General features: G+C 43.6%; 25 protein-coding genes and 1 pseudogene. 19 read left to right on the top strand and 7 right to left on the bottom strand.

What is annotated here, in order from left to right; translation table 11 throughout:
• Positions 1-11 precede the first annotated feature (11 nt).
• From dtd to K5J94_RS00465, 15 genes are all read left to right on the top strand, one after another.
• Entirely contained in the window at positions 12-455 is a 444-nt protein-coding gene (gene dtd / locus K5J94_RS00535; protein ID WP_159583387.1) for a D-aminoacyl-tRNA deacylase, read from the top strand.
• Positions 456-1,134: 679 nt separating this feature from the next.
• Positions 1,135-1,929 (top strand): trans-2-decenoyl-ACP isomerase, encoded by a 795-nt coding sequence (gene fabM / locus K5J94_RS00530; protein WP_221913130.1) that lies wholly within the window; start codon positions 1,135-1,137, stop codon positions 1,927-1,929.
• Between the two features lie 73 nt (positions 1,930-2,002).
• Positions 2,003-2,437 carry a fatty acid biosynthesis transcriptional regulator FabT gene (gene fabT, locus K5J94_RS00525; protein WP_159544429.1) on the top strand — a complete coding sequence of 145 codons (435 nt, stop codon included), beginning with the start codon at positions 2,003-2,005 and terminating at the stop codon, positions 2,435-2,437.
• Complete coding sequence (locus tag K5J94_RS00520) at positions 2,437-3,411, top strand: beta-ketoacyl-ACP synthase III (RefSeq protein WP_159544427.1); 975 nt, start codon at positions 2,437-2,439, stop codon at positions 3,409-3,411. The genes fabT and K5J94_RS00520 overlap by 1 nt, the downstream gene beginning before the upstream one ends.
• Before the next feature lie 62 nt (positions 3,412-3,473).
• Positions 3,474-3,698 carry an acyl carrier protein gene (locus K5J94_RS00515; RefSeq protein WP_159544425.1) on the top strand — a complete coding sequence of 75 codons (225 nt, stop codon included), beginning with the start codon at positions 3,474-3,476 and terminating at the stop codon, positions 3,696-3,698.
• 142 nt (positions 3,699-3,840) lie between these two features.
• Positions 3,841-4,806, top strand: coding sequence for an enoyl-[acyl-carrier-protein] reductase FabK (gene fabK, locus K5J94_RS00510; RefSeq protein WP_221913128.1), 966 nt, complete (start codon positions 3,841-3,843; stop codon positions 4,804-4,806).
• Positions 4,807-4,821: 15 nt separating this feature from the next.
• A complete protein-coding gene (gene fabD / locus K5J94_RS00505; protein ID WP_159564518.1) occupies positions 4,822-5,751 on the top strand; it encodes an ACP S-malonyltransferase in 930 nt (309 codons plus the stop codon).
• A 1-nt stretch (position 5,752) separates the two neighbouring features.
• Positions 5,753-6,487, top strand: a complete 735-nt coding sequence (fabG, locus tag K5J94_RS00500; RefSeq protein WP_159564520.1) for a 3-oxoacyl-[acyl-carrier-protein] reductase — start codon at positions 5,753-5,755, stop codon at positions 6,485-6,487.
• 13 nt (positions 6,488-6,500) lie between these two features.
• Positions 6,501-7,733 carry a beta-ketoacyl-ACP synthase II gene (gene fabF / locus K5J94_RS00495; RefSeq protein WP_221913715.1) on the top strand — a complete coding sequence of 411 codons (1,233 nt, stop codon included), beginning with the start codon at positions 6,501-6,503 and terminating at the stop codon, positions 7,731-7,733.
• A 2-nt stretch (positions 7,734-7,735) separates the two neighbouring features.
• Positions 7,736-7,972, top strand: a complete 237-nt coding sequence (locus K5J94_RS00490) for a hypothetical protein (protein ID WP_159564522.1) — start codon at positions 7,736-7,738, stop codon at positions 7,970-7,972.
• Positions 7,973-8,000: 28 nt separating this feature from the next.
• Positions 8,001-8,435 carry an acetyl-CoA carboxylase biotin carboxyl carrier protein gene (locus tag K5J94_RS00485; protein WP_408022837.1) on the top strand — a complete coding sequence of 145 codons (435 nt, stop codon included), beginning with the start codon at positions 8,001-8,003 and terminating at the stop codon, positions 8,433-8,435.
• A complete protein-coding gene (fabZ, locus tag K5J94_RS00480) occupies positions 8,425-8,847 on the top strand; it encodes a 3-hydroxyacyl-ACP dehydratase FabZ (RefSeq protein ID WP_159549944.1) in 423 nt (140 codons plus the stop codon). The genes K5J94_RS00485 and fabZ overlap by 11 nt, the downstream gene beginning before the upstream one ends.
• Before the next feature lie 41 nt (positions 8,848-8,888).
• A complete protein-coding gene (accC, locus tag K5J94_RS00475) occupies positions 8,889-10,253 on the top strand; it encodes an acetyl-CoA carboxylase biotin carboxylase subunit (RefSeq protein ID WP_221913126.1) in 1,365 nt (454 codons plus the stop codon).
• Between the two features lie 8 nt (positions 10,254-10,261).
• Positions 10,262-11,134: an acetyl-CoA carboxylase, carboxyltransferase subunit beta gene (accD, locus tag K5J94_RS00470; protein ID WP_159544408.1), complete on the top strand. Its 873-nt coding sequence runs from the start codon at positions 10,262-10,264 to the stop codon at positions 11,132-11,134.
• The gene (locus tag K5J94_RS00465) at positions 11,127-11,897 is read left to right on the top strand and encodes an acetyl-CoA carboxylase carboxyl transferase subunit alpha (protein ID WP_221913124.1); all 771 of its coding nucleotides are present in this window, start codon (positions 11,127-11,129) and stop codon (positions 11,895-11,897) included. The genes accD and K5J94_RS00465 overlap by 8 nt, the downstream gene beginning before the upstream one ends.
• Before the next feature lie 185 nt (positions 11,898-12,082).
• Here the strand turns inward: K5J94_RS00465 and K5J94_RS09650 are convergent.
• Both K5J94_RS09650 and serS read right to left on the bottom strand, forming a co-directional pair.
• A pseudogene (locus tag K5J94_RS09650) lies at positions 12,083-12,208 on the bottom strand (ISL3 family transposase); the annotation flags it as partial.
• A 196-nt stretch (positions 12,209-12,404) separates the two neighbouring features.
• A complete protein-coding gene (gene serS, locus K5J94_RS00460) occupies positions 12,405-13,682 on the bottom strand; it encodes a serine--tRNA ligase (RefSeq protein ID WP_221913121.1) in 1,278 nt (425 codons plus the stop codon).
• Positions 13,683-14,052: 370 nt separating this feature from the next.
• Here serS and K5J94_RS00455 point away from each other — a divergent pair, with 370 nt between their 5' ends.
• Positions 14,053-15,120, top strand: coding sequence for an acyltransferase (locus K5J94_RS00455; RefSeq protein ID WP_221913119.1), 1,068 nt, complete (start codon positions 14,053-14,055; stop codon positions 15,118-15,120).
• A 294-nt stretch (positions 15,121-15,414) separates the two neighbouring features.
• Here the strand turns inward: K5J94_RS00455 and K5J94_RS00450 are convergent, their stop codons facing one another.
• The 5 genes from K5J94_RS00450 to K5J94_RS00430 all read right to left on the bottom strand — a co-directional run bounded on the left by K5J94_RS00450 (position 15,415) and on the right by K5J94_RS00430 (position 20,074).
• A complete protein-coding gene (locus tag K5J94_RS00450) occupies positions 15,415-15,774 on the bottom strand; it encodes a DUF956 family protein (RefSeq protein ID WP_159544398.1) in 360 nt (119 codons plus the stop codon).
• 84 nt (positions 15,775-15,858) lie between these two features.
• The gene (locus tag K5J94_RS00445; protein ID WP_159544396.1) at positions 15,859-16,770 is read right to left on the bottom strand and encodes a PTS system mannose/fructose/sorbose family transporter subunit IID; all 912 of its coding nucleotides are present in this window, start codon (positions 16,768-16,770) and stop codon (positions 15,859-15,861) included.
• A gap of 14 nt (positions 16,771-16,784) precedes the next feature.
• Positions 16,785-17,597 (bottom strand): PTS mannose/fructose/sorbose transporter subunit IIC, encoded by an 813-nt coding sequence (locus K5J94_RS00440; protein WP_159564530.1) that lies wholly within the window; start codon positions 17,595-17,597, stop codon positions 16,785-16,787.
• Positions 17,598-17,891: 294 nt separating this feature from the next.
• Positions 17,892-18,893, bottom strand: coding sequence for a PTS sugar transporter subunit IIB (locus tag K5J94_RS00435; protein ID WP_221913117.1), 1,002 nt, complete (start codon positions 18,891-18,893; stop codon positions 17,892-17,894).
• Positions 18,894-19,261: 368 nt separating this feature from the next.
• Entirely contained in the window at positions 19,262-20,074 is an 813-nt protein-coding gene (locus K5J94_RS00430; RefSeq protein WP_159544390.1) for an HAD family hydrolase, read from the bottom strand.
• 277 nt (positions 20,075-20,351) lie between these two features.
• Between K5J94_RS00430 and K5J94_RS00425 the strand changes: the two genes are divergently transcribed.
• From K5J94_RS00425 to K5J94_RS00415, 3 genes are all read left to right on the top strand, one after another.
• A complete protein-coding gene (locus K5J94_RS00425) occupies positions 20,352-21,773 on the top strand; it encodes an NCS2 family permease (protein ID WP_159560865.1) in 1,422 nt (473 codons plus the stop codon).
• 269 nt (positions 21,774-22,042) lie between these two features.
• Positions 22,043-22,486, top strand: a complete 444-nt coding sequence (tsaE, locus tag K5J94_RS00420; RefSeq protein WP_221913114.1) for a tRNA (adenosine(37)-N6)-threonylcarbamoyltransferase complex ATPase subunit type 1 TsaE — start codon at positions 22,043-22,045, stop codon at positions 22,484-22,486.
• Positions 22,479-22,997 (top strand): GNAT family N-acetyltransferase, encoded by a 519-nt coding sequence (locus tag K5J94_RS00415; RefSeq protein ID WP_159564536.1) that lies wholly within the window; start codon positions 22,479-22,481, stop codon positions 22,995-22,997. The genes tsaE and K5J94_RS00415 overlap by 8 nt, the downstream gene beginning before the upstream one ends.
• Positions 22,998-23,006 lie beyond the last annotated feature (9 nt).

Here is a 23,006-nt window from a genome sequence, read left to right as displayed (position 1 = left end):
GGAGGTTAACCATGAAAATCATCATCCAACGCGTCAGCCAGGCCAGTGTTACCATTGACGGAAAAATCGCTGGCGCTATTGATAAGGGCTTACTCCTACTAGTCGGTGTCGATCCAGCAGATACAGCAGCCGATCTGGCTTACGCTGTCCGCAAGATTGTCCAGCTGCGGATCTTTGCCGACCAGGCAGGAAAAATGAACCTCTCCCTGCAAGACGTTGGCGGTGCTATTTTGTCGGTCTCGCAATTCACCCTGTTTGCTGACACCAAAAAGGGCAACCGGCCAGCCTTCAATGGCGGTGCAAGACCCGAGCTTGCGCGCAGGTACTATGAGGACTTGAACCAGGCCCTAAGCCACTACTGCCCGGTAGCGACCGGTGTCTTTGGCGCTGATATGCAGGTTAGTCTTGTCAATGACGGTCCAGTGACCATTGTCTTAGATACCAAAAACCCTTAGCAAGTCAAACTCCGGTAGAAAGTTGTCAAGGCTTATCTGGCAGGTTATGAGAAGTCATCCTAAGACTTCACATCATCAAAAAAGTAGCGAAAAAAGTAGCGGCATAAAAATCTGGCTCATTGTCAACTGTAGTGGGTGACTTATAACTTATAACTAAGCGCGAGAGGAGACGTAACCCCCAAGACGGTTGACCTCTCAGACGTTAAATATGTTAATGACCCAGATGAAATTAGAGCATTCTTTGGTATCAACTAATGAAAATAAAAGGTGTATCATTAACAAAATGACTAGGTAGTTTAAATTTAAGCAATGTAGAGCACGTTTTATCAACATTAATACCAAATTGAATTTCTCTTAACACCGCATCCCCCTATTGGCGCCCCCACGCAATCATGAGATAATTTCTAATAAAAAAGCAACCGCTCAGTTAATTCTGGGTGGTTGCTTGCGACACTAACACTGATAGCTGTTATTAAACGAGCTGTTGCTGCTAGGTAGGCATCATTTTCTAATGTTTTTTAAATATTGTCGCTTTATAATGATTTTTTTAAGAAAAAATTGTAGAAAAACTTGCATTGTCTGGTAAACTGCGTTAAAATAATAACGGATAATTTGATTATCAAATTATTTGACGATAAAATAATATAGAGAGGTATGGGATTTAGACAAAGGACAAACAATGACTAATGATTACATCACACTGGCTTTCCAAGAGGATGTGGCGACCCTAACCTTAAACCAGCCCGAGCGCTCCAATGGCTTTAATGTACCGATGTGCCAAGCCTTTCTAGCAGCCCTAGAGACAGTCAAAGAGACGGCTAACTGCCGCTTTCTCGTGATTCGGGCTAAAGGCAAGCTTTTTTCCATTGGTGGTGATTTAGCCACTATGCAAGAGGCAATAGACCAAGATGATATTTCCTCCTTGGTAACAATTGCTGAGCTGGTCCAAGAGATGAGTTTTGCCATTAAGCACTTGCCGTTGCCAGTTATCGTTTGCACCCATGGTGCCGTAGCCGGCGCAGCCTTTAATCTGGCACTTGCCGCTGACTTTTGCTTAGCTGCAGAGGGCAGCCGCTTTATCCAGGCCTTTGTCAATGTGGGCTTGGCCCCAGATGCCGGTGGGCTCTTTCTCTTAGCACGCGCTGTCGGCTTAAATAAAGCGCTGCAATTGGCCATGACCGGCGACGCTGTGACGGCCGAGCAGGCCAAGGAACTGGGCTTTGTCTATCAGACATTTCCCCCAGCAGACATGGACCGTGCCTTAGATCGGCTTTTGAAAAAGCTCCGCCGCGGCTCTAGTCACTCTTATCGCGCGATTAAGCAACTCATCTGGCAAAGCCTATTTACACACTGGGAAGCTTATGGCAAAGAAGAATTGCAGCAGCAAACAAGCTTAGCCTTTCAGCCGGACTTTCGTGAAGGGGTACAGGCTTTTACCGAACGCAGACGCCCCCGCTTTACCAGCCTCCTTTGAGTTTTTATCTTGCAATATAGTTTGACCTTTGATACAATTCGACTATCAAAGCTTATTGTTAGGAGGTGTTAAAGTGGAGTATCAGCAAATTAATGAATATCTGGTTGCCATCTTTAACCGCATCCTAGTGATTGAGGAAATGAGTCTTAAGACCAGTCAATTCAAGGATATTTCGATTAAAGAAATGCATACCATTGAGATTATTGGCAAATATCCCAAGGTGACGCCTAGTGATATTGCTAGGGAGTTAATGGTGACCCTAGGTACAGTAACAACAAGCCTTAACAAATTAGAGAAAAAAGGTTATATTGAGCGAACCCGCTCAAGTGAGGACCGGCGAGTCGTTTATTTGCATTTAACCAAAAAAGGACGACTGCTGGATCGCTTGCACGCTAAATTCCATAAAAATATGTTTTCGCGAATTGTCGCCGAAATGGACGACGATGCTACTAAAGCTATGGAAAGAGGCTTAAAAAACCTATATCAATTTTTGGAGGATCTTGTCTAATGCCTTATTCAAGGATTGGAGCTGTGGCACACTATGTTCCCAACCAAGTGGTGACCAACCATGATTTGGCTAAGATCATGGACACAACAGACGACTGGATACGGTCAAGGACCGGCATTGAGGAGCGTCGTATAACCCAAACAGAAAACACCAGCGACTTAGCCATTGCTGTTGCTGAGAAACTTTTACAACAAGCACAGCTCGCCCCAGAGGCGATTGATTTTATCATTATCGCCACAATGTCCCCAGATGCCAGCATGCCATCAACGGCAGCCAAAGTCCAAGCTGGGATTGGTGCTAGCAAGGCTTTTGCCTTTGATATGACAGCTGCCTGCAGTGGCTTTGTTTTTGCCTTAGCCACGGCTGATAAGCTGATTCGATCAGGTGCTTACCAAAAAGGTCTGGTTATTGGTGCTGAGGTCACCTCAAAGATGTTGGACTGGACGGATCGCTCAACAGCTGTCTTGTTTGGTGACGGAGCAGGTGGTGTGCTGATCGAGCAAACGATGCGCCCGCACTTTTTGGCGGAATCCTTACATACTGATGGCTCAAGAGGCCACACCTTGACCTCGGGCGCAAGCCCGCTAGCGTCACCTTATTCACAAGGCCAGGCAAAAAAGACAGCTATCCAGATGGAGGGACGAGCGATCTTTGACTTTGCCGTCCGCGATGTTGCAACAAGCATTGTCCAACTTATCGAGCAGTCGGGGCTTGATAAAAACCAACTGGACTATTTATTATTACATCAGGCTAACCAGCGCATTTTGGATAAAATGGCGCGCAAAATGGACCTACCTCGTGCCAAATTTTTAGAAAACATGATGCATTATGGCAACACTAGCGCTGCCAGCATTCCGATTCTGATGTCGGAAGCTTTTGAGCAGGGCCGCTTGACCTTAGATGGCAGCAAGCTTGTTTTGCTTTCTGGGTTTGGTGGAGGTTTGACATGGGGAACACTAATTGTTAAAATTTAGTTAGCTTGTGTACCAGACACAGTGATAAAACTATTACGTTACATTTTTTAAGGAGAAATAAAATGGCAGTATTTGAGAAGGTACAAGAAATCATCGTTGAAGAATTAGGAAAAGAACCAGAAGAAATCAAAATGGAAACGACTTTTGATGACCTTGATGCCGATTCTTTAGACGTTTTCCAAGTCATCTCTGAAATCGAAGATGCTTTTGACATCCAGATCGAGTCAGAAGAAGGCTTGAATACGGTAGGCGACCTTGTGGCTTACGTTGAAGAAAAAAACAAGTAATCACATTTATAAACGAGAAAATAAGTCAATCTTAAAGAGAGAGTGAGATGACCAGACCTTGAGGATCTCACTCTTCTTTCTTGCTAAATTAGTTTGATTATCAAATTAAATTAGTCTTATTGCTAAATTATAGAAGGTAAAAATGAAAACACGCATAACGCAATTACTGGGTATTGAGTATCCCATCTTTCAAGGAGGAATGGCTTGGGTAGCAGATGGTGACTTGGCAGGAGCGGTCTCAAATGCTGGGGGACTTGGGATTATTGGTGGCGGTAATGCGCCAAAAGAAATTGTAAGAGCTAATATTCAACGCGTCAAGGCAATTACTGATCGGCCTTTTGGGGTTAATATTATGCTACTGTCTCCTTTTGTTGATGACATTGTTGACCTTGTGATTGAAGAAGGGGTCAAAGTGGTGACCACTGGAGCAGGAAATCCTGGCAAATATTTGGAGCGTTTCCACCAAGCTGGTATCGTTGTCATTCCAGTTGTACCAAGTGTGGCTCTAGCCAAACGTATGGAAAAATTAGGCGTTGATGCGGTCATTGCAGAAGGGATGGAAGCAGGCGGCCACATTGGTAAATTGACAACCATGACACTTGTACGCCAAGTGGTCCAGGCCGTTTCTGTACCAGTTATTGCTGCTGGAGGTATTGCAGATGGAGCTGGCGCCGCTGCGGCATTTATGTTAGGAGCAGAGGCTGTCCAGCTAGGGACACGCTTTGTCGTGGCCACAGAATCCAACGCTCATCCTCGGTTTAAGCAGAAAATTCTCCAGGCTAAGGATATTGACTCAGTCGTATCAGCTCAGATTGTTGGGCATCCTGTTCGCTCTTTAAAAAATAAACTAACGACAGCTTATGCCAAATCTGAAAAAGAGTATTTAAAAGGCAACCAATCTGCTCAAGATATTGAAGCTATGGGCGCGGGGGCCTTACGGGCTGCGGTGGTTGATGGTGATGTGCAGCAGGGCTCCTTAATGGCCGGACAAATTGCTGGTCTGATTACCCAAGAAGCCAGCTGTCAGGTAATTATTGAAGAGATTATTGCTGAGGCAAAAGCTACTATTTGTCAGCAAGCTGAGCGCTGGCTGACTCAAGATATGTAGGAGTGAGGTTTTAAAATGGCAAAAATCGCATTTGTATTTTCTGGTCAAGGTGCCCAAAAACTAGGGATGGCCCGTGATATTTATGACGCCTATCCGCTTGTGCGTGAGACCTTTGATCAGGCTAGTCAGTTGTTGGGCTATGATCTACGGGCCTTGATTGACCAGGAGCAAGACAAACTTAATCAGACCCGCTACACGCAACCAGCTATCTTAACGACCTCGGTAGCGATTAGCCGATTGCTCGCGCAGCAGGGAGTTGAGCCAGATATTGTGATGGGTCTTTCGCTGGGTGAGTATTCCGCCCTTGTGGCTGCGGGTGCTATTGGCTTTAAGGATGCTTTGCTGCTAGTGGCTAAGCGAGGGCAGTTTATGGAAGAGGCGGCGCCTGCGGGTTCTGGTAAGATGGTGGCGGTGCTCAATACGCCCGCTCAAGTCATCGAAGAGACCTGTCAAGCAGCCAGTGACTATGGTGTGGTGTCGCCAGCCAACTACAATACTCCGCAACAGATTGTGATTGGTGGTGAGACTAAGGCTGTCAATCAGGCGGTTGAACTGCTCAAGGCCAAGGGAGTTAAGCGGCTCATCCCACTTAATGTTTCAGGGCCTTTTCATACCTCACTTCTGAGTGAGGCGAGTCGGCGGTTAGCAGGGGAGTTGGAAAAGCTTCACTTTGCCCCCTTTTCTTGCCCGTTAGTGGGAAATACAGAAGCCCAGATTATGGAGCACGGTCGGATTAAGGAATTGCTCGCGCGTCAAGTGATGGAGCCGGTGCGATTTTATGACAGTATTGCTAGTCTAAAAAACTATGGTGTTGATGAAGTGCTTGAGCTTGGTACCGGAAAAGTACTAAGTGGTTTCATTAAAAAAATCGATAAGGATTTACCTTGTTATAGTATTGAGGATGTGGCGTCTTTACGTCATTACCTGACTGGAAAGAAAGGATAATATGGAATTAACTGGAAAAAATGTCTTTATTACAGGATCTAGCCGCGGCATTGGTTTAGCAATTGCGCAAGCTTTTTCGCAAAAAGGGGCAAATGTTGTTTTAAATGCCCGCTCTGCTATTTCAGAAGAACTGATCGCCTCAGTGGCAGGTCCAGAAAATAAAGTGATTGCTATTAGCGGTGATGTGTCGCAAGAAAAAGACGCACAAAGAATGATCAAAGAAGCCATTGATCAATTGGGGTCTATTGATGTATTAGTCAACAATGCGGGCATTACCAATGATAAGCTCATGCTTAGAATGACCCAAGAGGATTTTGAGCAAGTCTTGCGTGTCAACCTGACGGGTGCTTTTAACATGACACAATCCGTCTTGAAACCGATGACAAAAGGACGCCAAGGTGCTATTATCAACATATCCAGTGTCGTTGGCCTTATGGGAAATGTCGGTCAGGCTAACTATGCCGCTTCTAAGGCGGGCTTGATTGGCTTTACCAAATCTGTTGCACGTGAAGTTGCTGGCCGTGGCATCACTGTCAATGCCCTTGCACCAGGTTTTATTGCTTCAGATATGACCGGTGTGCTATCAGAAAAAACACAAGAAGCTATTTTAAGCCAAATTCCAATGAAGCGGATTGGTCAAGCTTGCGAAGTTGCTGATTTAGTAACCTACTTAGCAGCTCAAACATATATCACAGGTCAAGTGCTGGCTATTGACGGTGGCATGACCATGTATTAAGAGAGGTAAAATGATGACATTGAATCGTGTAGTAGTTACAGGCTATGGGGTAACTTCTTCAATTGGAAATACACCTGAAACCTTATGGTCCAGCCTAAAAAATGGTAAAATAGGTATTGGTCCTATTACCAAGTTTGATGCCAGTGAATTTGACGTTAAAAATGCCGCTGAAATCAAAGATTTCCCCTTTGATCGTTACTTTATCAAAAAAGACACTAATCGCTATGACGACTATTCGCTCTATGCTATGTATGCCGCTAATGAAGCAGTCGCAATGGCTAAGCTGTCACTTGATGAGGTTAACAAAGATCGCTTTGGTGTGATTGTCGCTTCTGGGATTGGAGGCATCGAAGAAATCGAAGAGCAGGTCCTAAGATTAAATACTAAAGGACCAAAACGTGTTAAACCGATGACCTTGCCTAAGGCCTTGCCAAATATGGCTGCTGGGAATGTTGCAATGAAGATGCAAGCCCAAGGCATTAGTAAGTCCGTCAATACGGCATGTGCTTCTTCTAATGATGCTATTGGCGAAGCCTTTCATCATATCAAATTTGGCCAGCAAGATATGATGCTAGTCGGTGGATCGGAAGCTTCGATTACGCCTTTTGCGATTGCTGGTTTCCAAAGCTTGACAGCCCTTTCTACCACAGTTGATCCAAAGAGAAGCTCAATTCCTTTTGATAAGGAGTGTAATGGCTTTATCATGGGTGAAGGCTCTGGTATGTTGCTTTTAGAGAGCTTAGAACATGCCCAAAAGAGAGGGGCAACCATCTATGCGGAGATTGTCGGTTATGGTCGCAGCTGTGATGCCTATCACATGACCTCACCCCACCCAGCTGGTTTGGGCGCTCAAAAGGCTATCAAACAAGCTATTGAGGAAGCTGGAATTAGCCCTGAGCAAGTTGGCTATGTCAATGCACATGGAACCTCGACTCAGGCCAATGAAACGGGAGAAAGCAGCGCGATTGTTGCTGTATTAGGCCAAGAGGTGCCGGTATCTTCAACCAAGTCCTACCACGGCCATGCCTTGGGGGCAACGGGTGCGATTGAGGCGATTGCTACTATTGAAGCTATGCGTCACAATTATGTCCCGATGACGGCGGGCACCCAGGCCTTGTCAGAGGATATTAAAGCGAATGTTATTTATGGCCAAGGACTAGAAACTGATATTCCTTATGCCTTATCCAATACCTTTGGCTTTGGCGGCCACAATGCTGTTTTAGCATTTAAGCGCTGGGAGGACTAAGTGTGACTTTTGAAGAAATTAAAGATTTGGTTTCCTATTTAGAAACTTTAGGTGTACATGAGTTTTCACTAAAGACTGAAAAAATTGATCTTATTTTTAAAAAGAATCATCCAGTAGAAGAGCAGTTAAGGATTACTGTCAATCAAAATGACGAGCAAATGTCACAAGTAAATCATCTGACACAAGACGAACACCTCTTTCGGGGAACCATTTTGGAATTTGAAGATTGGGAGACTTAATTTGGAGTTAGCAGAACTAAAAGACTTGATGCGCGAATTTGATGCCTCAAGTCTAAGAGAATTTTCCTTTAAAACACAGGATCAAGAAATTAACTTTAGTAAAAATGATCATCATTCTCTTGTAGCTAAGCCTCAATTAGATACTCAAGACAATAGGCCACCACAAGAGGAGCAAGTAGCAACCAAAGAGGGTAGTCAATCCCAAGCAAATCAGCCACAAGCTGGTCAAGTGGTGGAAAGCCCTCTGGTTGGGGTTGCTTATCGCTCACCTGGCCCAGATAAGGCTAACTTTGTGGCTATTGGTGATCATGTAACCAAAGGACAAACCCTTCTGATTATTGAAGCCATGAAGGTCATGAATGAAATTCCGTCACCAACAGATGGTGTGATTACAGAAATCCTCGTCAATAACGAGGATGTTGTTGAGTTTGGACAAGGTTTGGTGCGAATTGATGATAGATAATGAAAAAATTCAAGAGGCCTTGCCTCATCGCTATCCCATGTTGCTTGTTGATCGTGTTTTAGAACAAACAGATCAACACATTGTTGCCTTAAAAAATGTCACCATTAATGAACCCTTTTTCCAAGGACATTTTCCTGGCTATCCTGTGATGCCAGGTGTCCTTATTATGGAAGCTTTAGCCCAGACGGCGGGTGTTTTGGAGCTCTCCAAGCCAGAAAACCAAGGCAAGCTTGTTTTTTATGCTGGCATGGATAAGGTGCGCTTTAAAAAGCAAGTGCGACCAGGGGATCAATTAGTGATGACGGTGACCTTCCTTAAACGACGTGGTCGGATGGCTGTGGTTTCGGCCAAGGCAGAAGTTGATGGTCAATTAGCTGCCAGCGGCATCTTGACCTTTGCCCTTGCTAACTGATCTCAGCCTTGATTTAGGAAACTTCTGTGGAGGTTTAAGAAATGTTTCAAAAAATATTAATTGCCAATCGAGGAGAGATTGCCGTTCGCATTATCCGAGCTGCACGAGAACTAGGCATTGCTACTGTAGCAGTCTATTCTGAGGCAGATAAAGATGCCTTACATACGGTATTAGCTGATGAGGCCATTTGTGTCGGCCCAGCCCGGGCTACAGATTCTTATCTGAATATGAATGCCATCCTCTCAGCTGCCCTGGTCACTGGTGCGCAAGCGATTCACCCAGGCTTTGGCTTTTTAAGTGAAAACGCTAAGTTTGCCACCATGTGCGAGGAGATGAAGATTAAGTTCATCGGTCCTTCTGCTAAGGTAATGCACCAAATGGGGGATAAAATCAATGCGCGGGCCACGATGCGCAAGGCCGGTGTGCCAGTTATTCCTGGCTCAGATGGTGCCCTAGCCAGCCCACAAGAAGCCAAGGCGGTAGCTGATCAGATTGGCTATCCCGTCATGCTCAAAGCAGCAGCAGGTGGCGGTGGAAAAGGCATTCGCAAAGTCAGGTCTCCATTAGATCTTGAGGAGGCTTTTCTTTCGGCCTCACAAGAAGCCCAGAGTGCCTTTGGCGATGGTGCTATGTACATTGAAAAAGTCATCTACCCAGCGCGCCATATCGAAGTGCAAATCTTAGGAGACCATAATGGCCATATTATTCATTTGGGCGAAAGGGATTGCTCATTGCAGCGGCATAACCAAAAGGTCTTAGAAGAGAGTCCATCTATTGCTATTGGCCCAAGCTTGCGCAAAAAAATTGGCGACGCGGCGGTTAGAGCAGCCCAGTCTGTTGGCTATGAAAATGCAGGAACGATTGAATTTCTACTAGACGTTGAAAGCGGGCAATTCTATTTTATGGAAATGAATACGCGCATCCAGGTAGAGCATCCCGTCACCGAATTTGTGACAGGGATTGATATTGTTAAAGAACAAATCACCATTGCAGCCGGTCTTCCCCTGGAATACCAACAAGCTGATATTACCATCTGTGGGCACGCGATTGAGTGTCGGATTAACGCCGAAAATCCTAAATTAGATTTTGCTCCAAGTCCAGGTAAGATTGATGAGCTATACTTGCCAGGTGGCGGCCTTGGTTTACGGGTTGATTCAGCTGTATACCCAGGTTATACGATCCCTCCTTATTATGATAGTATGATTGCTAAGATTATTGTCCATGGGGAGAATCGTTTTGATGCTTTGATGAAGATGCAAAGGGCCCTCTATGAGCTTGAGATTGGTGGTCTTGCGACGAATACAGAATTCCAGATGGACTTAATCTCTAATAAGCAGGTGATTGCAGGGGACTATGACACCTCCTTTTTGATGGAGATATTTTTACCTGAATATACCAATGACTAGGAGGCGACATGGCTTTATTTAGTAACAAAGATAAATATATCCGCATCACTCCGCACCACTCTAAGAAGGGTCCTTTGAGTGATACTGTTCCAGAAGTTCCCGATGAATTATTTGCTAAGTGCCCTGCTTGCCGCCATATGATTTACCAAAAAGACCTTGGTCTTGCCAAGATTTGTCCCAAATGTGGCTATAATTTCCGGATTTCAGCGCACGAACGCTTAGCCATTACGATTGATCCCGATACGTTTGAAGAACTCTATCAGGATCTACCGAATCAAGATCCCTTACAATTTCCAGATTATGCGGAGAAATTGGTAAAAACGCAAGCAAGAACAGGCTTGCATGAAGCGGTTTTGACCGGCTTGGCCCGCATTCAGGGACAGCGCGTAGCCCTTGCGGTTATGGATTCACATTTTATCATGGCCAGTATGGGGACGGTCGTGGGAGAAAAGCTCACGCTGCTTTTTGAACAGGCACTCAACGAACAGTTACCTGTGGTTATTTTCACCGCCTCAGGCGGTGCCCGGATGCAAGAAGGTATTATGAGCTTGATGCAAATGGCCAAAGTATCGGCTGCTGTCAAGCGCCATTCTAATGCTGGTTTGTTTTATTTGACGGTCTTAACGGATCCAACTACTGGTGGTGTAACGGCTAGCTTTGCCATGCAAGGCGATATTATCTTAGCAGAGCCGCAATCCTTAGTTGGCTTTGCTGGACGTCGGGTGATTGAAACGACAGTGCGTGAAGATCTGCCAGAAGATTTTCAGCGTTCAGAGTTTTTGCTCCACCACGGTTTTGTTGATGCTATTGTGAAGCGGACAGAATTGCCCACAACCATTGCCTATTTAGTTGCTTTGCATGGAGGTGCACGAAATGACTGACGTGTCAAGAATTCTCAAGGAAGCCCGTGATCAGGGCCGGACCACGGCTTTAGAATACGCGGAGCTGATTCTTGATAAGTTTATGGAATTACATGGCGACCGCCACTTTGGTGATGATGGTGCAGTGATAGGAGGTGTCGGCTATCTAGCTGGTCAGCCGGTTACTGTGATTGGTATCCAAAAAGGAAAGAATCTCCAGGACAATCTGCTTCGAAATTTTGGTCAACCGCACCCGGAAGGCTATCGTAAGGCTTTGCGCCTAATGAAGCAGGCAGAAAAATTTAACCGTCCCATTATCACCTTTATCAATACAGCGGGAGCCTATCCTGGCATAGGGGCTGAAGAGCGGGGTCAAGGCCAAGCTATTGCGCAAAATCTGTTTGAAATGAGTGATTTAAAAGTCCCCATTATTGCCATCATTATTGGTGAAGGGGGCTCTGGTGGAGCGCTAGCCTTAGCTCTAGCCGACCAAGTCTGGATGCTTGAAAATGCCATTTATTCTGTATTAAGTCCAGAGGGTTTTGCCTCCATTTTATGGAAGGATGGCTCGCGCGCAACGCAAGCAGCAGAATTGATGAAAATGACCTCCAAGGAGCTAAAAGAGCTGACTGTGATTGACCGGATTATTCCTGAACGAGGCTACTTCTCTAGTGAAATTATCCAAGCTATCAAAGACCAGCTTATTGAGGAGTTGGCTAAGTTGTCTCAACTAAGCATTTCAGAATTGATAGAGCAACGTTACCAGCGTTTCCGCAAATTTTAAGAAGTAAGCTGGAAATGTGATGTGCTCATGTCTGGCATCAGTGCAAGCACTCCCTTACTATATAATCAGCAGTGAATCAATCAAATCATCTGATTAACATTACCTAAAAAACGAATGCTTACGATTGAGACAGGTTTATCATCGTTTCATTCGTTTTTGGCTTATAGTAAGTTTTTGCGGCTTGCTTTTTTTGGCTCATAATCCAGCCTTGCATAGAGTTCAATGTGCGTCTTATGTTGAAAAACGTTGTCTAAAGCTATATTTTTGTCTTTAATTCCGATTAATTCTGTAGTAGGACAGAGTTGTTCCATATTATGCTTTCGAATGAGTTGTTTTGTCGCTTTTCATTATAAGTCATATGGAACTTTTTGTCTGCATGAAAAAGGCCTATCATTTCCAGAGTGGATTTACCCACTACAGAAATGATAGAGCCAAAAAAGATTGATTTGTTAATCCACTTAAGAGCAGCAAAAGGCTAGGAAGTTAATTTCCTAGCCTCTTTTGAAATTAGCTTGGTCGTAGCACATCAACACCGCCCATGTAAGGACGTAGAACTTCTGGAATAGTGACAGAGCCATCTTCATTTTGATAATTTTCGAGAATGGCTGCGACGGTCCGCCCTACAGCAAGCCCAGAGCCATTTAAGGTATGTAAGAGTCGCACCTTGCCATCGGCTTCATCGCGGTAACGGATTTGTGCGCGCCGTGCTTGGAAATCTTCGCAGTTTGAACAGCTAGAGATTTCACGGTAGGTGTTTTGAGCTGGAATCCAGACTTCCACGTCATAAGTTTTAGCTGCTGAAAAGCCCATGTCTCCCGTACATAGTGTAATCACACGGTAAGGGAGCTTTAATTTTTGAAGAATATTCTCAGCATTGGCCGTCATTTTTTCCAATTCATCATAGGATTCTTCTGGTTTGGCAAATTTGACCATTTCGACTTTGTGGAATTGGTGCAAGCGGATTAATCCGCGGGTGTCACGTCCGGCTGAACCAGCTTCAGAACGAAATGAAGGGCTCATAGCCGTAAAGTAAATCGGTAGTTTTTTACCGTCTAAGATTTCACCGCGGTAGTAGTTGGTTAGGGGGACTTCAGCTGTGGGAATTAAGACAAAGTCTGTATCAGCTAATTCAAAGGTGTCTTCTTTGAATTTTGGATACTGTCCTGTACCAAACATCGAATCGTGGTTAACCATGTAAGGCGGGATAACTTCGGTGTAGCCTTCTTTGGCATGTTCATCAAGCATAAAGTTATAGATAGCACGCTCTAAGCGAGCACCAAGTCCCTTGTAGAAAAGAAAACGTGAACCAGTAACTTTTGCCCCGCGTTCCCAGTCCAGGATGTCTAGCGATTCACCAAGATCCCAGTGGGCTTTGACGTCAAAATCAAAAGTCGGTGGCGTGCCAACGCGGCGTACTTCGACATTGTCATCTTCATCTGCTCCCACCGGTACGCTATCATGTGGAAGATTTGGTAGGGTGGTAATGATGGCAGTTACTTGGTCGTCAATAGCTACTAATTCGGCATCGATAGACTTGATTTTAGCTGACACTTTTTGCATCTCAGCAATTTGCTGTGAGGCATCCTCTTTGTCCCGTTTGGCTTGGGCGATAGCAGTTGATGCGGTATTTCGCTCTGCTTTTAATTCTTCAGAAGTTACTAAGAGTTGCCGGCGCTTTTCATCAAGTTCTTTTAAGGTTGTCAGTGTGTCTTTTGAAACACCACGACCTTTTAATTTTTGAGCTATTTGGGCAAAATCAGTTCGAATACGTTTTAAATCTAACATCGTTAACTCCTTTTCAAATATTAAATGAAAAAGCACAGCTTGGTCATGCTGGAGCGCTTAGGCGCGGTTCCATCCAGCTTCACAATCTGTGCACTTAATTAGGATAACAAAATAAACACGGTAGAATTTCATATCCTTTTGCTACCTGCTCACAACAACCGCAGGCTCTCTGAAAGCAACAAGCATATTACTTATCCGTTAGTGCCATTATAGACCATTTTGTTTTAAATGTAAATAAAAATTTGCTGTGGGCTAGGGTTGTGCCTTTGGGAAATGCTGAGCTTTGTCAGTAAGTTCAGACTGCATGCAGCATTTTTGTCTAGCATACTTGAGGTTTTGGATCTGCTTTGGCCTATGCTAGAATAGGAATATGAAAAACTATCTTAGTGAACAAAAATCGCAACGAAATACTGGGCTTGACCTTCTTAGGATTATTTCGATGTTTATGATTGTTATCACCCATGTTTTAGGCAAGGGTGGGCTGCGCTCGTCGGTGCAAGGGCAGACGGATGCTTATTTTATTGTGACTTGGATGATCCAGGTCCTGGTGTATGGGGCGGTGAATTGCTATGCGCTTATCAGTGGTTATGTCGGAGTTCATTCGATTTATCGCTATTCTAAACTCTTAGCGATCTGGGCTCAGGTTTTCTTTTATACGTTTAGCATCACAAGCTTGTTTGCTTTGTTTGGTTATCCGGTTAGTCTGATGGATTGGCGCAATGCCTTTTTGCCTATTGTTAGTGGACAATATTGGTACATTACAGCATATTTTGGGTTGCTCATCTTTATGCCACTCATCACTAATGGCATCCAGTCGTTAACCAATCGTCAACTTTACCACCTCGTTATTTTGATGTTTGGTGTATTTTCATTATTGCCAGCATTAATGAATAATCGTGTCAGTGAATTCTCTTTAAGTAAGGGATTTGAGATGACTTGGTTAATGATTCTCTACATTTTAGGGGCCTACCTGAGGCGCTTAGATTTATCCCTTTTTAAAAACAGCTACCTCATCAGCATTTATCTCTTATCATTAGTAGCTACCTATATCATGAAATTCTTGGTTGGCAATATCTGGTACTGGTATGTGTCACCGACCCTTACGCTGGGTGCCATTTGCTTTTTTATCTTATTTGCCAAGGTCCAAATTACACCTGGCACTTGGTTCCATAAAATGATTGTTGTGTTAGCACCGACCACCTTGGGTGTCTATCTTTGCCATCTTCACCCTCTCATCGTCCGTTATTTTGTCCGGGATTTTGCTGCTTCCTTTGTACAAGAGTCCATTTTCTTTTATCCTTTGCTGATACTAGGAGCAGCTATCGCCATTTATCTGCTGGCTTTTACAGTGGAGCGCCTGCGTCTATATATTTTCAAGCAAGTGCATTTTCGTCAATTTTTGGCGTGGTTCGACAAAAAATTCCCCTATAATGACTGACTAAAGAGAGCATCTAGGCTAGTTGTTTCCCCCAAGAAGGACCGGGACAAAAACTGTACCGCCAAGCCACTCACTAGCACTGAGCCCCACCTCATTGGTGAGGGCTTTTGACTTTTCTCAGAAAAAATCAGCTGAGCTGGGCAGTTTTTAGCATCAGGTGCCCACAGTGCATCGTCTAGTAAGTGTCTATCAGTTGGTCACGGTTTGTCAGCGTCAAGCAAAAAAAGATTGAAAAAAGTGGCCAAATCGGCTACTTTCTTCAATCCCATGCTAAATCTAGCTCGTTTTGCTGGCTTAGTGACCTTTTAGTTTGGCAAGCAGGATCTGGAGCAAGGTTGGTAGCTTGATGACTTTATCATTGCCCAGATAGGTGCGGGCAATTTTTAAGATTTTGCCCGAATCCTTGGAAGCAAAGAGGAACTTCCCCTGGTCAGTAAAGACTTCAAAGTGGCGGCTGACCTTTTTACGTGAGACATTAGCTCCAATTTGCTGAATGGAAGACCAGGGAATTTGGATGTAGTCATTGACATTTTTGTCATTGTAAAATTCCAGAGCCTGATTACCCACTAAAATATTACCAACCTTACCTCCCATTCCTAAATAAGAGGTGGCAGTGGTTTGTAAGTCGACAGTTGTGTTTAATGATTGTACCATTGTTATTGTGTTCGATCCTTTAGTCTATTTCCTTATGATTATAACATAAAAGAGTTCCCTGACGGAAACCCTTTTTGTGTCCTCTTACATGATACCTGCAAGACGAGCAAGAATACCAACAATAAACAAAGCAATAATGATTGCGATTGGTGATACTTTTTTCTTTAATAACCACATACATAAGAAGGTAAGGAGTAGTCCCATCAATCCAGGGATGAGGGAGTCTAACTGACCTTGAAGTGTATTGGCTTTTTCAGGTGTAAGGCTTAGGCCTGAGAGGGCTTTGCCGAGGATTCCTTGAAGTTCGGTGCCGTTAACAACGCCTTTAGGGAATTCAATGTAAGCACCTTTAGCCAGTTTAGTTGCTGGGAGGTCTACTGTAAATTTGATAGATACCCAACGTTCAACAAGCACAGCTAGGATAAACATACCAAGGATGGAAGCACCTTTGGTAATGTCTTGAAGGATACCACCAGACATGTCTTTGGTGATTTCTTTTCCTGATTTGTAACCAAATTCTTGGGTATACCATAAGAAGGCCATCCGAATAATATTCCAACCAAAGAAGAAGATGAGTGGTCCCATGATATTTCCAGATGAAGCAATGGAAGCCCCAAGGGCACCTAGGATTGGACGAACGGTAAACCAGAATACCGGGTCACCGATACCGGCCAAAGGTCCCATCATCCCGATTTTAACCCCTTGGATAGCCTTGTCTTCAACAGGCGTACCGTTAGCTTTTTCTTCTTCAAGTGCAAGGGTAACCCCAATGATAGGAGCCGCTACATATGGATGGGTATTGAAGAATTCCATGTGGCGCTCAAGTGCAGCTGCGCGGTCTTCTTTAGTGGTGTATAGTTTTTTTAGAGCAGGGATGAGTGAGTAGGCCCAACCCATATTTTGCATACGTTCGTAGTTCCAAGAACCTTGAAGGAATTGTGAACGCCACCAAACTTTTTGACGATCGGATTTTGTTAATTTAATTTGTTCAGTCATGTGCGTACTCCTTTCTAGTAGTCTTCTAAGATGTCGCCGATTGGATCATTTGAGCTAGAGCCTGATCCACCTTTGCCACCACCCATTTTAGAAAGGTTAATGTAGATGAAGGCGATAGCTACACCGATAGTACCCATGGCAATAAGTGTTAAGTTGTTTAGAGCGGCTAGGGCAAAACCAAGTGCGAAGAATGGCCATACTTCACGGGTTGCCATCATGTTGATAACCATCGCATAACCAACGGCAACAACCATGGCACCACCAACTTGCATACCGCCGTTTAACCATTCTGGCATTTTTTCTAAGATGCCTTGCACGGCTGAAGAAGGAATAGCAAGTAGCAAGGCTGCTGGAACTGCAATCCGTAGACCTTGGAGTAAAAGGGCGATAAAGTGGTAACGTTCAATTGCTGAGAAGTTACCTTCAGCAGCAGCCTTATCTCCGGCATGCACGAGGGCTGTTGATACTGTCCGCACGATCATTGTGAGGAAAAGACCAGCTACAGCAAGTGGGATAGCTGTTGAGTAAGCAAAGGTTACACCTTTAGGGGTGAAGTCGCCACCTTTAACCATGATGATGGCTGCAGCTACAGAAGCAAGTGCCGCATCGGGAGCAACGGCTGCCCCGATGTTAGCCCAACCAAGAGCCAGCATTTGTAGGGTACCACCAAGCATGATACCTGCTTCGAGGTGACCTGTGACAAGACCGATTAAGGTACAAGCAACAAGTGGTTGATGAAATTGAAATTGGTCAAGGATACCTTCGAGCCCTGCAAAGAAAGCTACGATAACGACCAAAATCATAGAGATAATTGAAATATCTGCCATTTTGTTATCCTTTCATTAGTCAACTAATCGTTTCTACCATTAGTGAACAGTTATAAGAAGTAAACTTATTCTATTGTTGAGTGTTTTATGTCGTCTTAGCTCTTATTTTTTGCTTTGCTAAAAGATGAGTTAAGACGCATTTTGCCTTGTATGTAGCAATAAACTGTGGTTATCAGATGTGATGCTAACCATCAAGCCTTTGCTTAAACATAGCAAGACAGCCAGTTTTCTATTGAAATGCACGTGTCGCCAGAAGATGGGACAAAAAATGGATTTAATGGAAAATGGCGTCTTTTATTGGACGTTAGCTTTTTTGATTAATTCAAACAAATTCTTATTGGAGTCGTTTGGTACTTTACGCACATCAAATGACACGCCGAGTTCTTGCAATCTTTCAAAGGCTGCAACATCGTCTTTATCCATTGATAAAACGTTATTAACCATCGTTTTCCCTGTTGAGTGAGCCATTGAACCAACGTTTAATTCTTTGATGTCAACTCCACCTTCAATAGCACGAAGCGCATCTTGGACAGTTTCAAATAAGATGAGTGCACGGGTATTACCAAAACGTGGATCTTTTGAAACTTCAATGAGTTTGCTAATTGGAACAACGTTTGCTTTGACGCCACCTGGTGCTGCTTGTTTAATTAATTGTTTGCGTAAGTCATCTTTTGCGACCTCGTCAGAGGCAACGATGATGCGGTTAGCCTTGGAAGCTGGTGTCCATGATGTTGCAACCTGTCCATGTAAGAGACGCGTGTCGATACGAGCCAGATTGATTTTTAATTTTCCATCGCCAATGACAGTTCCCTCAGGGATAGAGCCTCCACGGCTAGCTTCTGCAGGGACGTCAGCTGCGGCTTTTTCAGCTTCGACAAGAGGATTGAGTGTCTCAGGGAGAGCTTTTACCCCTTCTTTAGCTTCTTTAATGATATTTGCGGCTACTTTTTCAACGCCAGCACTTGCGTTCATCATGCGCTCTGTGTAGGCTTGAATCAGCATTGGCAAGTTAAGACCTGTGATGATTGCCATTTTACGTTCAGGATTTTCTCCCATCACGCGACTAGCTTGGTTAAATGGAGATCCACTCCACAAATCAGCTAATACGAGGACTTCATCATCAGCATCAAATTGTGCAATAGCATTGTTGAAGTGTCCATATAAGTCATCTGGTCCTTCATTTGGCATAAAAGTTACAACTTGAACTTTTTCTTGGTCGCCAAAAATCATAGAACCAGACTGATGAATACCTTCAGCAAATTTACCATGGCTGGCAATAATAATACCGATACCCATTCTTGTTCTTCCTCCTTAATTATTTTTTTCGCTTAATTGAAGAAGAATAATCTCCTTTCCAAATACGATTTATTTGGCAATTCTTTTTCAATAAAACGAAATTCAAGAACGTCTCTATTGTAAAACGTTTTCACTAAAAAAGCAATACCTTTCGTAAAAATAATAATGAATATGAAAAATCTTTCATATAGCTGAAAGAAATGGCTATAAATAGGCATCAGACAGAAGTGGCCTGTCTCCTTCTTTTGTGCTTTTGGTAGAGAAAATTCCCTGAAAAACTATTACAATTATTGAAAATGCGGCAGCGATTTGGCCGTAAAAGTGCAAAAAAAGAAAGCAGCTTTCAGAAAATTTGCTTTCGTTTTAACTTATAAAAAAAGTTCCTCAAGTTTTTTAGCTACGCCGTCTTCTTCGTTGCTGGTGTCTAGTTGGTGATCTGCGTAGGGCAAAAGTACAGGGCTAGCATTTTTCATGGCGTAACCTGTTCCAGCAAAGGCCAGCATTTCGGTATCGTTATGCTCATCACCAAAGGCTATTAAGTCACGTTTATCTCTTTTAAAGATGGTTAATAAGTAATTGAGTGCGTAGGCTTTATTGATATTTTTCGAAGAAACTTCAAGAATATTGAGGGGGCCACCCCACGAATCAATTTCGATTTCTTCCTTGAAAAAAGCACGCATGCTTTTGACAAGAGCATACTTATCTTCGTGATAGGTTTGCAGCAAGAGGGCGTTGGGGTTTCGTGTGATTTTAGAGCGGACCAGGGCCATCTGATCAGTAATAGCATCAACGCCAAATAATTGGGGGTCAATTTTTTGGCGGTTAGTCATGGTGATATAGAAATTTTTACGGTACTCACTGGCAATAAAATCCAACTGAAAATCATCTTGATGCTGTAAGAGTTTTAAGAGGTAAGCTTTATCAAGGGTAACATTGTGCTCAAAGGCCCATTTTTGTTCCGGTAGATGGGTCAAGGCTCCGTTAAAGGAAATCATTGGTGTTTTGAGTTCCAGTTGCAAATAATAATCTAAAGCCATTCGATAAGGTCTCCCGGTAGAGATGACTACGAGGTGGCCTTTGGCCTGAACTTGTTTAATGGTTTGGATTGTGTAATGTGATAAGGTGCTATCGTTTCGTAACAGGGTTCCGTCTAAATCAAGTGCAATAATTTTTTTGGTCATAGATTGATTATACCAAAAAAGTCGCGAAAGGAGAGCAAAGAATGATAAAAGAAAACCTTATCTCTGAAAAAAAGCTCTGCTTCTCTTTTTAGGATTGATTTATGAACGATAAACTGTTAAAATATAATTAATGTTCGTAAAAAGCTCATTTACTAGACAAACTAAGCAAGGGTTGCGCTCTTGTGATTGACTTTGATGTGCTAATAGATGTGCTAATAGATGTGCTAATAGATGTGCTAATAGATGTGCTAATAAAAGATAAGGAGATTCCACAGTGATGGAAACGTTTTTTAAACTTAGTGAACATGGGACAGATGTGCGTACGGAAGTGACGGCAGGGCTGACAACCTTTTTTGCCATGTCCTATATATTATTTGTTAATCCGGCCATCTTGTCTCAAACTGGTATGCCGACCCAGGGCGTTTTTTTAGCCACCATTATTGGGGCGGTTATTGGTACCCTGGTGATGGCCTTTTATGCTAATCTCCCATATGCTCAGGCGCCAGGAATGGGTTTGAATGCTTTTTTCACCTACACTGTGGTTTTTGCCTTAGGGTATACCTGGCAACAAGCTTTAGCGATGGTATTTATCTGTGGTTTGATTTCTTTGATCATTACCTTGACAAAGGTCCGCAAGCTGATTATTGAGTCTATTCCAGCAGTGCTGAAAGCAGCCATTTCTGCAGGGATTGGTGCCTTTTTAGCCTATGTTGGCATTAAAAATGCCGGCTTTTTGAAGTTTTCCATTGATCCAGGGACCTATAGCGTAGCGGGCAAGGGTGCGGCAAAGGGCCTAGCGGCCATTACCGCAAATTCGGCTGCTACACCTGGCTTAGTTGCTTTTGATAATCCGGCAGTTCTGTTATCCTTGATTGGTTTAATTCTTACTATTTTCTTTACAGTCAAAGGTACTCGCGGTGGGGTTATTATCTCTATTTTTTTGACAACCTTAGTAGGTATTTTGCTGGGTGTGGTTAGGCTGGATCAGGTTAACTGGCAAGCTACCAATTTATCAGCTTCTTTTGCTGAGTTAAAGCAAGTATTTGGTGTAGCTCTAGGAAAAGAGGGCTTGCTGTCCTTGTTTTCAGTTCCATCGCGAATTCCAGGTGTCTTGATGGCTATTTTGGCCTTTTCGTTGACAGATATTTTTGATACGATTGGCACCTTGATTGGGACAGGCCAAAAAGTAGGCATTATAGCTAATACAACTGACAAACAGCAGTCGCAAAAATTAGACAAAGCCCTTTATTCTGATCTAGTTGCGACAACTTTAGGTGCCGTTTTTGGAACCTCCAATGTGACCACCTATGTTGAATCTGCAGCGGGGATTAGTGTGGGTGGAAGAACCGGCTTGACTGCTTTGGTAGTAGCTGGATTATTTGCTCTTTCAAGCTTCTTTAGCCCTCTTGTTTCGATTGTTCCTGCCCAAGCTACGGCACCCGTTTTGATTGTTGTGGGGATTATGATGCTCTCGCACCTTAAATCCATTCACTGGGATAATATTGTTGAGGCCATTCCTGCTTTCTTTACATCCCTTTTTATGGCATTTACATATAGTATCACATATGGGATTGCTGCAGGCTTTCTCACTTATACTTTGGTCAAGGTGATTAAAGGACAGGCAAGAGAAATTCACCTGGTCTTATGGATATTAGATGCTCTGTTTTTATTGAATTTTCTGTGCTTAGCTATTTTATAGGTAGAATCCTCACACCATGGGAATCAGCTTTGGAGTCTGGTTTCCTTTTTTACTGGCCTGATCATTTGTTTCTATTGGGATTGTTTCGTATAGAAATGATATTTTTAGAAAATTTAGCTGTGCATCAATTCTCATTAAGCTTGAAAGACTTTAAAAAACCGGCTTTCAAAGGTGCTTTCCTGCTCCTTTTGGGTGTTCAAAATCCTTCACTTGGTGGGCTCTGTTAGGAAACTATTGGAAGACCACAATAAATTTGATATAATGACTATATGTTTTACACACACAACGAAAGTGAATTGATAGCACTAGGTGCTAAATTAGGGCGTCTACTCAAAGCTGGTGATGTGCTTATCTTATCTGGTGATCTAGGAGCGGGCAAGACAACCTTTACCAAGGGTCTGGCAAAGGGCCTTGCTATTGAGCAAATGATTAAGAGTCCGACCTATACGATTGTTAGAGAATACCAAGGAAGACTGCCTTTGTTTCATTTAGATGTCTATCGAATTGGTAATGATCCAGATTCGATTGATTTGGATGATTTCCTCTATGGAGATGGTGTTACTGTCATTGAATGGGGCGAGCTCCTTGATCAATCCTTGTTCAGTGATGTTGTCACGATTGAGCTGCGTATTGTTCCAGAGGGAAGGGAACTCATCCTGCAGGCGCAAGGCGCGCGAGCACAGCAGCTTTGCGAGGACATAAAGCATGCCTGAAGCGATCATTACTATTGATGAAGCTCAACCGCAGGATGCAAGAGAACTGTTAGCCTGCCTGAGGCAAATGGCTTTGGAAACAGATTATTTGAGTGAGGTTGAGCGCTTGATGACAGGTGATGCCAGGGAACTTGAGAATTATCTCCTGCAAAGCCTACACGCGCTTGATCAGCTCTGTCTCATTTTACGTGTGGACGGGCAAATAGCCGGCTTATTGAATCTTGTTAGCTCGGACTTTGAGGCAACAAGCCATATCGCTGAGCTATTTATTGCCATCAAAAAAACCTACTGGGGCTATGGCTTAGGCCGAGAACTGATTAAGCTGGGCCTTACTTGGGCCCAAGAGACGCCTAGTGTGGCAAAAATTGAATTAGCAGTGCAAAGCAGGAACCACAGAGCCATACAGCTTTATAGACACTGTGGCTTTGTATTTGAGGGGACCCGAAAGCGGGCCATAAAAACTAAGGATGGAGAATTGATAGATGTTGACCTCATGGGTCTATGTCTATAACGAATAACT

Source organism: Streptococcus halichoeri (assembly GCF_019774635.1).
Taxonomy (GTDB): domain Bacteria; phylum Bacillota; class Bacilli; order Lactobacillales; family Streptococcaceae; genus Streptococcus; species Streptococcus halichoeri.
This window is presented reverse-complemented; position numbering and strand designations above follow the sequence as displayed.